This is a genomic window from Symploca atlantica LB2515 (genome assembly GCF_052546295.1).
Genome location: NZ_JBQWMT010000001.1, coordinates 2,965,175 through 2,978,131 on the forward strand (window position 1 = coordinate 2,965,175; position 12,957 = coordinate 2,978,131).

The following is a 12,957-nucleotide window of genomic DNA, read 5'->3' on the forward strand; positions in this document are numbered from 1 at the left end:
ATAGAGATTTTGATAGCTTCTTAGTCAGTTAAAACCCCCCTAAGCGGCTTCTTTTCAGGCAAGGTTAAATCTTCACAGAGAAAAGTGCTCTCTGCCTCCGTTAATCCCGCTGCCAAATCTTAATGGTTTTGTCAGCACCGCCACTAACTAGAGTCTTGCCATCCCGACTCATAACCAAAGCAGAAACTGTGCCACGATGCTCATTAAGGCTCGAACTGTGTTGACCAGTAAACAATTGCCACAGCCTAATAACTTGATCAGTACCGCCACTAACCAGAGTTTTACCATCTGGGCTAATAGCTAAAGCCTGAACTTTGCCTAAATTACCGCCAAGAGTGCGAATTTCTGCGCCAGTAGGCAATTCCCAGAGCTTAATCGTCTTGTCTTCACTGCCGCTAGCTAATACTAGTGCATCTGGGCTAATCGCGATCGCATTAACTTGTCCGATATGCCCTGTGAAGGTAATAATTTCTTTGCCAGTAGTTAATTGCCACAGCTTAATCGTCTTATCCTCACTACCGCTAGCGAGAATTTGGTTATCAGGACTGAAAGCGAGAGACAGGACTGACCCAGTATGCCCTTTGAGTATACCAATTGCCTCACCTGTAGCCAGCCGCCACAATCTGATAGTTTGGTCACCACCACCACTAGCGAGAATCAAACCATCTGGACTAATGGCAAGGGAATTAACCCCTTTCAGCCAACCAGAATGAGCTTTAATCGTGCTAATCGCTTCACCTGTGGTAAGCTGCCAGAGCTTGATGGCTTGGTCACCACCGCCACTAGCCAGAATTTGACCATCCGGGCTAATAGTCAAGGAATTAACCCCTTTAAACCAGCCAGAATGTCCAGCAAGAGTGCCAATTGACTCGCCTGTAGCTAGCCGCCACAGTCTGATAGTTTGGTCATCACTGCCACTAGCCAGAATCTCTCCATCTGGGCTAATCGCCAGGTAACTAACCCTAGCAGAATGTCCATTAGGAATGGTGTGTAAACATTGCCAATTAGGCGATCGCAATTGGGCAGATAACTGAGAATTTCCTGGAGTTTCTAGGCCAACTACTAAATCCTGGAGAGAACTACCAATCTCACCGATACTCTTTTTTACCTCACCGGTTTCTTGATCGTTGGACGGCCAATGCAAGTCTTTGCCCTCTTCCATGTAGCCTATCGTATTGTGGAGCCGACCGATCGCATCCTTTAATTGTTCAATCTGCTTGTATCGATGGAGGTTAATCTGCGGTATTGCAGCCTCCTGACTAGCTAAACGCTGGTTAATCGCATCAACGAGTCGCTCAAACTTAGCAACCTCTTGGTTTAATTGTTTAAACTGCTGCTTTGTTCCTGTATCCAGTTGAGTCAATTGTTGCTTGAGAGGGTCAAACAGTTGATTTACTTGTAACAGAGTCGTTTCCTGCTGTTGTTGCGACTGCTGTAATTGTTCAAGCTGCTGCTGTGTTTGCTTGTCTAGTTGAGTCAGTTGTTGGTTGAGGGGATCGAACAGTTGATTTATTCTAAACAGCGTGGCGTCGTGCTGCTGTTGTTGGGACTGTTGTAATTGTTCAAACTGCTGTTGTGTTTGCTTGTCTAGTTGAGTAAATCTTTGGCTAAGGGGATCGAACAGTTGATTTACTTGTAGCCGACTCACTTCCTGCTGCTGTTGTTGGGACTGTTGTAATTGTTCAAACTGCTGTTGTGTTTGCTTGTCTAGTTGAGTAAATCTTTGGCTAAGGGGATCGAACAGTTGATTTACTTGTAGCCGACTCACTTCCTGCTGCTGCTGTAATTGCTCAAACTGCTGCTTGGTTTGCGTATCTAGTTGAGTCAGTTGTTGATTAAGGGGTGCAAACAGTTCATTTACTTGCTGATTTACTTGCAGCAGTGTCGTTTCTTGTTGCTGCTGTAATTGCTCAAACTGCTGCTTGGTTTGCGTATCTAGTTGAGTAAATCTTTGGCTAAAGGGTGCAAACAGTTCATTGACTTGTTGATTTACTTGCAGCAGTGTCGTTTCTTGTTGCTGCTGTAATTGCTCAAACTGCTGCTTGGTTTGCGTATCTAGTTGAGTCAGTTGTTGATTAAGGGGTGCAAACAGTTCATTGACTTGTTGATTTACTTGCAGCAGTGTCGTTTCTTGTTGCTGCTGTAATTGCTCAAACTGCTGCTTGGTTTGCGTATCCAGTTGAGTAAATCTTTGGCTAAGGGGGTCAAAGAGTTGATTTACTTGTAGCAGTGTTGCTTCCTGCTGCTGTTGTTGCGACTGCTGTAATTGCTCAAACTGCTGCTTGGTTTGCGTATCCAGTTGAGCTATTTTTTGATCAAAAGGGTTGAAGAGTTGATGAACTTGATTAACTGTAGCCGTGTGCTGCTGCTGATTGATTTTGTAGGAACGCTGACGATTGACGGCATTCAACAAAGTTGTTGCGGTTAGGGGAACTGCGGCAAAAGTCACCTGCTGGGTTACTGCTGCGGCAACAGTTCCGATCGCTGAACCAGCGATGCATAGGTATTCACTAATCTCTAGCCAGTGGCGTTTGGTCATGGCTGTACTGCTTGACTTTTCCGTTAGAATCGCATCTTCTCAAGACGGGCGCAAGAGTGCGATCGCTACATGGAGGGTAGCAATACTGTAATCATGGCAGATGCACTCTGGAATTTATCCCCAATTCAGACTATTAGTGATCATCGGGGCATTTTTCTGGTTGAGGTTAGGGGAGGCTGGCTGCTCATTTCGGGGTATTATCACCACTAGAGCCTCTAATTCACTCTGGAGTTGAGCAATAGTCGCTTGTTGCTGTCGGTTAGTCTCTGTTAATTGGCAAATCTGCTCTTGAATTTGACCATTTATCTGTTGGGATTGTCTTTTGAGTTGAGCAAGGCGCTGGTTAATTGGGTCAATTAGGCATTGCACTTGGGCAAAACCCGTCTCGTTGTGCTGCCAGTTTAATTCCTTTAATTGGGCAATTTCTTCTTGAAGTTTTCTCTCAACTTGTTGTGTTTGTCCCTTAAGTTGAGCAAGGCGCTGGTTGATCGGTTCTAGTAGTTGATGAACTTGAGTAAACCCTTCTTCTTGGTAATGCCGATGTAACCTTTGTAATTGTCCATTTAATCGGGCAATTTGCTCTTGGCTTTGATGATTAACTTGCTTGATTTGCCTACTGATTTGAGTCAGGCGTTCGTTGAGGGGATTAATTAGTTGATTTACCTGAGAAAAATTTGCTGCTTGATGCTGCTGATGTACCTTATTTAATTGAGCAATTCTCTCTTTTGTTTGGCTATCAATTTGTTGTATTCGTGCTTTTAGTTGAGTGAGACGTTCGTTGAATGGTTCAATTAGTTGCTTCGCCTGAGAGAAACCTGCTGCTTGCTGTTGCCGATATAACTCTTTTAATTGAGCAATCTGCTGTTGTAGGTAGTTATCGGTTTGTTGTGTTTCTTTATTAACTTGAACTAGACGTAGGTTGACCATTTCAACCAGTTGATACATTTGCTCTAGTTCTGCAGCATTTTGTTGTTGCAAAAACTCTTGAAATTGAGCCAGTTCTGCTTGTGCGCGGCTTTGATCCTGTTGTATTTGGGTATCAACTTGACCAAGGCGCTGATTAACAGTTTCAATCAATTGATTGACTTGAGCAATCACGGCTTCATTTTGCTGCTGATTTAAGTGGCTTTGCTGCTGCCGATTGGCTATATTCAACAGCAGAGTTACAGTCAGTGGTACTACTGCATACAAAACCTGGTCAGTTTGGGCAGCCTTAATGCTTCCCCAGACTAAGCCAGCGAGGAAGAGGTATTCAGCAATCTCGAAGCCGTGGCGTTTGTTCATAGCTGGATAGGGAAACCCGAATAATTTTTAGTAAACCAGAGATGTGTACTCTGTTGAAGGCGGGTTTTACCAAAGAGGTATACTTACTATTTAGATCACAATTGCTTTTCCCGCCACTACACTAATCAGACAACAACCACTTGTATCCGTAAACTCAGAAAAAATTTATTCAAAAAACAACCCAGATCCCCGACTTCTTGATTCAAGTCTTGATTGTCCTGATTGAATTTGATGCAGAAGTCGGTTATCTGCCGGAAATGTAACATTATTGATGCCAGTTGGGTTACTCACACTGCCAAATCTTAATGGTACTCTCACGAGAGCCACTAGCGAGCATCTGACCATGGAGACTTAGAGCAACTGCATTTACTTTTTTAGTATGACCCGTGAGAGTAGAAAGTTCTTGCTTATCTTCCATTGACCAAAGTTTAATGGTTTTATCACTACTGCCACTAGCCAAAATCTGACCATCAGGACTCATAGCAAGAGTATTTACCTCCGCTTGATGACTGGTGAGAGTATCAAGTTCTTGCTTTTTTGTGAGTGACCATAGTTTAATTGTGTGGTCACTGCTAGCGCTAACCAAAATCTGACCATCAGGACTGATGGCAAGGGCATTTACCTGTTGAGTATGACCTGCTAAGGTATCTATTTCCCGTCCAGTATTAATATCCCAAAGTTTGATAGTCTTGTCACTGCTAGCGCTAGCGAGAAACTGACCATTGTTACTCATAGCAAGGGCATTTACCTGTTGAGTATGACCTGCTAACGTTCCTAGTTTCTTCCCTTTATTGATATCCCACAATTTGATAGTCTTGTCACTACTGCCACTAGCAACTATCTGACTATCCGAACTAATGGCGATGGTAAGAATACCCTGGCTATGTCCCTTAAGGGTGGACAGTTTTTTGCCTGTCTTCAAATTCCACAGCCTGATGGTTTTATCGAGGCTACCACTAGCAATTATCTGAGTATCGGGACTGATGGCAATAGTCAGAACTAAGGCATTATGACCCTTGAGAGTGTAAATTTCCTCGCCTGTTTGCAAATTCCACAATTTGATCGTTTTGTCCCAACTACCGCTAGCCAAAATCTGTCCCTTAGGACTAATAGCAAAGCATTCTACCACCTTAGTATGACCTTTGAGGCTGTAGATATAGTGCCAATTCCTTACTGCTGGAGACGACGCGGGAGTTGTTAGCTGGCTAAGGCGTTCTAGAAGTTCTTGGTAAGCCTGGTTATTTCCCTGTTGTCTATAGAATTCTGCTGCTGTTTGGAAATCTTCAATTGCTTTTAATTGTTCTCCCAGCTTCAGATAAGCTAGCCCCCGGTATTGGTAAGCTTTAACGTAGCCAGAATTAATGCTTAGTGCCTGAGTAAAGTCTGCAATTGCTTGCTGATACCTTGCTTGCTTAGCATGTGCTATACCCCGGTTGTAGTAGGTTTCGGCATCAATTTGAGGAGTTGAGTTGCTTGGGGGTGAGGAAGTTGGCGGCACAGAACTGGGTTGATAAACTCTTAGCTGTTGGTAAGCGTCGTTAATTTTTTGCAGTTCTGCTTGTGCCTTTTGTTGGAGGCGAGGATTATTATGAAAACGGTCTGGATGCCAAACCATCGCCAAGTCTCGATAAGCTTGCTTAATTTCCTCCCTAGAAGCGCCGGGATTAAGCCCCAGAATTTGATAGTAGCGATTGAGATTATTCATTGACACTGCCAGATCTTGATCGTCCCATCACGATAACTACTTATCGCCTAACCCCTAGAAAGGGAAAAAGAAAATTGAACTCCCAACACCAGAATCTAGCTTATAGCCTCAATTTTCCAGTAACCATTTAACAATTTAACCCTTTTCTCACTTTTCTCTTAGCGCGGCATTAATCTTCTTTTAGTAAATCCGGACAATGGCCAATCAAAACTTAGGACTCAATAGCCAACTTTACGACTACTTGTGCTCAGTTTCGCTGCGGGAACCAGAAATCTTAACTCAACTGCGCCAAGAAACAGCCCAACATCCTCTGGGAAGGATGCAAATTGCCCCGGAACAAGGGCAGTTTATGACGTTACTCGTGCAATTAATGGGCGCGAAGAAAACCCTAGAAATCGGGGTATTTACTGGCTACAGTGCCTTAGCAGTAGCTTTAGCGTTGCCACCGGATGGTAAACTAGTTGCCTGTGATATTAACGAAGAGTACACCTCAATTGCCCGTCGTTACTGGCAACTTGCAGGCGTGGCTGACAAAATTGACCTGCGCATTGCCCCAGCACAAGAAACCTTAGAACAGTTAATAGCACAAGGAGAAGCAAATACCTTCGATTTTGCCTTCATCGATGCCGACAAAAGAGGCTACGAAAGCTACTTTGAGCAAGCACTGGCGCTAGTGCGTCCGGGTGGGCTAATTGCGGTGGATAATGTACTCTGGTCTGGGCGAGTAGCAGACTCCCAAGTGCAGGATAATAGAACTAAGGCAATGCGAGTGTTTAATCAGAAGCTGCATCAAGACCAGAGAATTACCCTTAGTCTAGTTGCGATCGCAGATGGTTTAACTTTAGCACTTAAGTGTTCTGAGATTTCTTCTTAGCTAACTCTAACTGCCTTTGTCTTTCTTGCTGACGTGCTCTTTTTTCTTCCGTCAGATGGGCAAAACAGTAGGGACAAGAAATACCTTCCTGGTATTCTGGGGAAGCCTGATCCGCTTCAGCAATTGGATGTCCACAACTGCGGCAAAGATCGTGGTTTCCGGTAGCTAAGCCATGCTGAAGGGCGATGCGTTGATCGAAGACAAAGCACTCACCCCGCCACAAGCTTTCGTTAGCTGGAACTTCTTTTAAATACTTGAGAATACCGCCTTTTAGATGATATACCTCCTGAAATCCCTGACTCAACATAAAAGAGGAGGCTTTTTCGCAACGAATGCCACCTGTACAAAACAAGGCTACTTTTTTATGCTTACTAGGGTCTAGATGGTGCTCAACGTAGTCAGGGAATTCGCGGAAAGAGGCAGTTTGAGGATTTTGTGCGCCTTTAAAGGTGCCGATGTCTACCTCATAAGCATTGCGGGTATCAACTACCACCACTTGTGGATCTGAGAGTAGTGCATTCCACTCTTCGGGGCCAACATAGGTGCCTACCTGGTGATTGGGGTCAACTTCTGGTAAACCTAAAGTGACGATTTCTTTCTTCAAGCGGACTTTGAGGCGCTCAAATGGGGGAGAGTCGGTGTAAGATTCTTTAGGCTCTAAGTCTGCTAAATAGGGGTCTGAGCGCAAAAAAGCTAAAACTGAATCAATTGCCTGACAAGAACCTGCGATCGTACCATTAATACCTTCTGCCGCTAGCAGAATCGTTCCTTTGATGTCTTGTGCTTGGCAGTATTCCAGCAGGGAAGCTTGTTTCTGTGCCAAGTCGGGCAACTTAACAAACTTATAGAATGTGGCAACTACTTGGGTCATTGTACTGTTTAACCAATTCTCTAGATGAATCCGATAAGAAGCAAGCAGCGCGACATGTTTCCAGATCTTTTTTTCGCTTACCCCTATGCAACGGAAGTTTAAAGTGTATAATAGCAAAGGCATGTTGATTCAGCAGCATGCACCTTTACCTAGTGTAGGTACATGGGGGTTTAGCTCAGTTGGTAGAGCGCCTGCTTTGCAAGCAGGATGTCAGCGGTTCGAGTCCGCTAACCTCCATTAATGTACATTCACAAATTAGATGTCGCCGTTAACAGATTGGTGTCGCTGTTAACACTTTAGTGTCGTCATTAACAAATTATTGTCATGCAATTTGTTCCAATGGCTGATAACAAATTAATGTCGTCTAGATAACCCCAAACCAGTAGAACGATATGACCGACACTAAAGTATGACCTCATCATAACTTGCACGATGACAATGATGAGCTACTATCCAGTGCTTGCCCAATTTTTGGGGTGCAAAGCAGGCGCTCCTTTCAACCCTTCCTAAAAATATTGTCAATTCTCAAATTTTTAAATCGTTTGCTTACATTAAGTAGCATTAACATACTTTGCATAGCAAGCAGCACAAGTCTCTTCTTGGCTTTTCAACCGACCCTACTGCGGGAGGGTTGATGAAACTTCTCCGTCCTCCGTCTACTTTCAACCCACCCAGAGGCGAGAGGGTTGATGAAACTTCCCGGATTGGGACGCGATCGCGCACTTAGACAACTTTCAACCCACCCAGAGGCGAGAGGGTTGATGAAACATGCTCAATGTATTCATGAGGTTCATATCCTTGAAGCTTTCAACCCACCCCACGACGGGAGGGTTGATGAAACCAACTGCTTTTGCTATAGAGACTCAAATATTCCTTTCAACCCACCCCACGACGGGAGGGTTGATGAAACACCAGAGCAATCATTAAGCCAAAGCCAGAAACAACCTTTCAACCCACCCCACGACGGGAGGGTTGATGAAACAAGTTGGCCAATTAAATATCGCGGCAATTTGTTAATACTTTCAACCCACCCCACGACGGGAGGGTTGATGAAACCGTTGCACGGCTTCCTGGAGCGAACAGCCAACCTTTCAACCCACCCCACGACGGGAGGGTTGATGAAACAATTTTCAATGCCGCCAATCAAAATAATTTTCCCTTCTTTCAACCCACCCCACGACGGGAGGGTTGATGAAACCCTATCCGCTGAAACCCTTGTCTACACCAACAGACAAATACATTTTTGACGGCTGATTTAAAATTGTTCAATTCAGCACTTTCTCCAAGAGAAAGTTGACGATTGTGAAAACCTAAAACCAAGACTAGACAAAGGTTTTAAACTTTTGACGGCTCCCTAGGGTTTTTGCCCCCGCTTTGGGCCGTCAAAAAATTAAGGAGGGTTCCCCCGACGAAGGGGGTGATTCAGTAGCCACCACTGCGGTTGTCCGCACCCTTGTTACCAAGGGTTAGTGTTTGTCAAACATTACTCCTTATTGCTGGGAGCGCACCTTTCCTACTTCCTCGTATTTAGAGATAAAATTGTCTCTAGCCATAGTTAGAAGTAAGATTTCCCGTCTCGACACAAAACAATAGACGGCAGCATCAGGAGCGGGCAGCTACCAGGGTCAGAAAGCAAGACTATCTTCCAATAGTCAAACTAACCCAGATTTGGCACTGTACAGAGGCTCGATTGAGCCAGAACAGCGGCGCTGTTAACTTCACATATTACATTGTCAAGGTTCAAGATTTTGTTGAGTTCAACACAAAGTGCGACTGTAGTAAGCAGTAATTGCTAAATCTAGCGCCTGTTGTTGGGGGCTACCTCGAATTGATTGTTGTCCAACTTCAACGGGAATTCCTGTTTTTGCAGCGCTTTGGCTAATACTTTCACTCAATCTTCCATAACTCCAACGATGGACGCTAACCCGATATTGTTTGGCATACTGTTGCTGTCCTTCCTTGAAACCGGGAACTTTTTGTTCGGCTCTCGTTTGAACTTCACTCTGCACAATTTCCCGCATATCGCTGAGTTTGGGTAGGACGATACTGCCAGCTTGGTACGTTTTTGCGATCGCCACAATTGCCTTTGCCAATAGTCGGTCAACATACTGCCCTAATTCAGATTCTCCCAACTGGTTGGGTGCATTTTGTTTTTGGGCTTTGTGTCGTTGGTGAGCTAGCGTTTGCTGTTGCTGTCGCTGACGATTCAGGAGCTTGTAGTTATCACCAAGTAGCTGTTTGATGCTGCGATAGGTTAGCACTTCACCTTTAAGAGCATCCACCACCGCGACAGTAGCTGGCTTATCTAGACCAAAACTTACACCAACCAGAATGTGAGATTGACCTTGGTACAAGGGTTTACTAGGACGGGGAAAGGGGTTGTTAATACGAGCTAGGGTAGATTGCTGACGCTTGAGAAACGCCTGCTGGTTTGGGTTAAGCTCACCCTTTTCTTCAGTTTTGCTGATAATTTTGCTAATTTTTGCCGCTTTTTCCGCAGCAATCTGTTGGCTTCCCTCTTTTGTCCAAAGACGGGTATCCACTGCACAGTAGAGAATCAGGCGATTTACCTGCCACGGAGAGCCTTTTCCCTGACGTTCTTGCCAAGAGAGCCGCCCTGAACGTAGGCTAAATAAGCCACTGGAGTGCTGATTTTTGCTGTCGCGCTTGGTTTGTTGGTCTTCTAGAAAGCGTTGAAACCAGTGCAGTTGTCGTTTATCGCACCACACTTCAAAGGCATGTTCTTTCAAGCCATTGAACCAAACGCAGATGCGCCCCTGTTGATTTTTAAACCAGGTCATGTCTTCACTGGTTTCATAAGCCACTTGAAAGGGTACGGAAGGAGTTTTTCTTAATAAAGCTGCCTGCCAAGCTGCCGCTTCGCCTTCATTTTGAGGCACACTATTGGTAGCCATATCCAAAACTTCCAGCCACTTTTCCCCTGTTAAATCCCGACCTTTAGGTAGCCGACTTTGAAGCTGTTGTTTAAGACGTTCGATTTCGATTTCTTTTTTGCGCCGCTTTTGAGTAAATTCTTCTGGGTTTTCTTCACTGTCACTGAGCTGACAGTTATTTTTGAGCAGATAGGCAAGGGCGCATTGTTCTAGAGAGTCAGTTGCCTTACTATAGGAGTCGAATAGGGAATTAAAGAGTTTTTGGTTTTGCTTGTTCGGTTTGCCGGATTGAGCATCTCGACTCGTAGTCGGAGTTTTAGACTTCTTACCTTTTTTCCCTTTGCTAGGCTGATTTTGAACGGGTTGAGAGGAGTCGGTAACTGCAAAAAGAATTTCCGCCGCTTTAGCCCGAATCATTTCTAAGTCAGAGTTACACTCTTTCTCTAACTCCGCATCGCTTTTGAGCATTGAAAGCCAGCGTTCTTTTCCTTCAATTTGGCGCTGTCTTCGCTGCTGCAAAGCAAACCAGGATTTGTAGAGGTAGTCGATAAGAGCGATCGCACCGTAGTAAAAACGACCAGGTTGACCAACAAAGGGGGGTTCTGTTCTCAGGGAGTTAACCAGTGTCTTGACAAATCCTGCTGGCAATCTACCCTGTTGCAGCCACGTCTCAAAATCAGGATGTTGTCCAATCTGATTTAATACTTCATTAATTAGAGGCGTGTTTTTCTGAGCCATCAAGTCCCACAGATAACGCAGAGTTTCTTCTCTTGCAACTAGGCGACATTGGATAGTGATGATGCTCATAAAATTACGCAGCCCTAATATTCCAGAAAAACTGTCAAAGCAACTGCTCAATAATTAACTGCCAGCGACTGATGCCAACCATTGCCGTTGCTGTTTTTATACTCCTCATAAGTTCCCTCAAATGATTCAATCGTGAAACTCTTACCCATTGCCATAGAAATTAAATCCATTAAAGTGAGTATCCGTGCGGTAAAAAATGCCTCAAAATCATTGTGGCGCAATGTAGCTGGGTCAATGGCATGAGAGCGTAACATCTCATCAAGTTTGACTGAGGATGTTCCTAATTTTTCAAATTGGGACAGATAAACCTCTGGGGATTTTGAGCCAATTTTTTTATTAGTGCTGGCTGATAGGGGAGTGCGATTGACCAAGCAGTTATATTTTTTTGGTTCGATGCCTTGTTTTTTACACCAAGCTACAGGAAAAATGTGGTGAGATTCGACCCTTTGTTCAAAATAAAGTACATCGTTAATTTCTTCTCCCGTACTCCAATCAATCGCTCCTGAACGCCGTAACAAAGCCGATAGCCCTTGATACACAGCACCGTAACGCTTTCTGACTCCCACTAACCGCCGCACTGAAAAATCGGCACTTGTGATGGTTGTAGGTAATGAACCGCCCGATAACCACTGGGTTACTTCTAGTACATCATGGGCAGCTCGTGCCTCATGTCCTCCGGTATACATTTCGCCAAACATTCCGCACCATAACCAACGTGCTAAGGCAGAACGAGTTTGTTCGGAGCTTTTGCGCTTTCCTAATATGGTTAAAATTGCTGCCAAACTCACTAACTGGATGGGGTAGCCAATGTGGCTAGCATCAAAGATTTTTTGAGTGTGCAGGAATCGGGCAGCTTCTTCAAAGCCTTTGGTAACGGGTTGAGCCCATCTCTGGTATTCTTCTTTTGACAGTTTTAAGATGTCCGAACGGCGACAGGTGACGGCGGGTAGCTTTTCTGATTTTGAGCCTGTCTCAATAGCTGATTGGCGACGGGCATAGGTGGCAACTAAAGTCACAGCTTGCATAAAGTCGGTATTTTTTAACAGGCGCAAGACTTTGAAGGACTTGAGAGAGGCTTCTCTGTGCTTCCAATCATCGCGCAGGCTGAAGTTATCGGCGCAGTAGCTAGCAGTCATCAGGTCGAAAAAATTGAGGTCACACCCGGAGGTATTAGTGTCTTCAAAGACTTGGCAAACCGCCTCTTTGGGCAAGGAGTCCCGCAGTTGAATGACGGGCATTTGATAATGCTCAAATTTTTTGAGGACTTCTAGCTCTAATGTATCGATAAGTTTGAGTTTTTCTGGGTCATATTGCCAAAATTGGGAATAGTGACTTCTCCATTCCGACAAAAAGAATACCTTGGATAGGGGGAACAGTCCAGCTAAAAATTCTTGCTGTGGGGTAGAAGCGTCGATGATATGACCATTGAAACTGCGTAGGATTTTTGATTCGGGTAAGGCAAAAATTGCTTCTGTTCGGTCAGTATTGGGGTCAAGGGCTTTTTCAATATCTAAGTAATACCATTTGCGAGAGAGTTTATTACTTTTTGAGTCTTTGACCCATACAGGTTGCTCAGATAAGAGCACCATAAATAGGGTTGTTAAGCGCTGCTGACCGTCGAGAATCAGTAAGTTAGGCAGTAAGGGTTCTGGCAAAGTAATACCATCAACGAGACGGGGTTTGAATTGGACTTGATGATTGCTTTGTTGAAGCATCATCACTGCCCCAATGGGATAAGCCAGTGAGACACTAGCGAGGACACGGCGCACTTGAGCATCATTCCAAACCCAATCTCGTTGAAAATCTGGTAGTTGGATGCGTCCGATTTTGATGTCTTTGAGGATGTCGAGTAGAGGGTATTTGGTGATGTCAAAGGTGCTAATCGAGTTCATCGTCTAGCTCAAAAGTAATTGCAGCTTTTACCAACCATAAAGCTCTTTATTTTCTTAGGACTAATTCCAACGAAAAAACCTAGCCTGGGGA

7 protein-coding genes, 1 tRNA gene and 1 CRISPR repeat array are annotated in these 12,957 nt (G+C 44.5%); of the genes, 2 read left to right on the plus strand and 6 right to left on the minus strand.

Annotated elements, in window-relative coordinates; translation table 11 throughout:
- Positions 1 to 100: 100 nt before the first annotated feature.
- The 3 genes from ACT7WV_RS12305 to ACT7WV_RS12315 form a co-directional block, all read right to left on the minus strand.
- Positions 101 to 2,539: a WD40 repeat domain-containing protein gene (locus ACT7WV_RS12305; RefSeq protein WP_445103169.1), complete on the minus strand. Its 2,439-nt coding sequence runs from the start codon at positions 2,537 to 2,539 to the stop codon at positions 101 to 103.
- A gap of 114 nt (positions 2,540 to 2,653) precedes the next feature.
- Positions 2,654 to 3,823, minus strand: a complete 1,170-nt coding sequence (locus tag ACT7WV_RS12310) for a hypothetical protein (RefSeq protein ID WP_445103170.1) — start codon at positions 3,821 to 3,823, stop codon at positions 2,654 to 2,656.
- A gap of 283 nt (positions 3,824 to 4,106) precedes the next feature.
- Positions 4,107 to 5,528: a WD40 domain-containing protein gene (locus tag ACT7WV_RS12315; protein ID WP_445103171.1), complete on the minus strand. Its 1,422-nt coding sequence runs from the start codon at positions 5,526 to 5,528 to the stop codon at positions 4,107 to 4,109.
- A 196-nt stretch (positions 5,529 to 5,724) separates the two neighbouring features.
- On the opposite strand from ACT7WV_RS12315, the gene ACT7WV_RS12320 reads away from it, so the two are divergent.
- Complete coding sequence (locus ACT7WV_RS12320) at positions 5,725 to 6,402, plus strand: class I SAM-dependent methyltransferase (RefSeq protein WP_445103172.1); 678 nt, start codon at positions 5,725 to 5,727, stop codon at positions 6,400 to 6,402.
- Here the strand turns inward: ACT7WV_RS12320 and trhO are convergent.
- Positions 6,377 to 7,273, minus strand: coding sequence for an oxygen-dependent tRNA uridine(34) hydroxylase TrhO (trhO, locus tag ACT7WV_RS12325; RefSeq protein WP_445103173.1), 897 nt, complete (start codon positions 7,271 to 7,273; stop codon positions 6,377 to 6,379). The genes ACT7WV_RS12320 and trhO overlap by 26 nt on opposite strands.
- 164 nt (positions 7,274 to 7,437) lie before the next feature.
- Between trhO and ACT7WV_RS12330 the strand changes: the two genes are divergently transcribed.
- Positions 7,438 to 7,510: transfer RNA gene (locus ACT7WV_RS12330), tRNA-Ala, on the plus strand.
- A gap of 367 nt (positions 7,511 to 7,877) precedes the next feature.
- A CRISPR array of direct repeats spans positions 7,878 to 8,471; the repeat unit is 37 nt; unit sequence CTTTCAACCCACCCCACGACGGGAGGGTTGATGAAAC.
- A gap of 559 nt (positions 8,472 to 9,030) precedes the next feature.
- On the opposite strand, the gene cas12k is transcribed toward ACT7WV_RS12330, so the two are convergent.
- Both cas12k and ACT7WV_RS12340 read right to left on the minus strand, forming a co-directional pair.
- On the minus strand, positions 9,031 to 10,974 hold the full coding sequence (gene cas12k / locus ACT7WV_RS12335; protein ID WP_445103174.1) for a type V CRISPR-associated protein Cas12k: 1,944 nt from the start codon (positions 10,972 to 10,974) through the stop codon (positions 9,031 to 9,033).
- 47 nt (positions 10,975 to 11,021) lie between these two features.
- A complete protein-coding gene (locus tag ACT7WV_RS12340) occupies positions 11,022 to 12,866 on the minus strand; it encodes a GmrSD restriction endonuclease domain-containing protein (protein WP_445103175.1) in 1,845 nt (614 codons plus the stop codon).
- Positions 12,867 to 12,957: the final 91 nt, after the last annotated feature.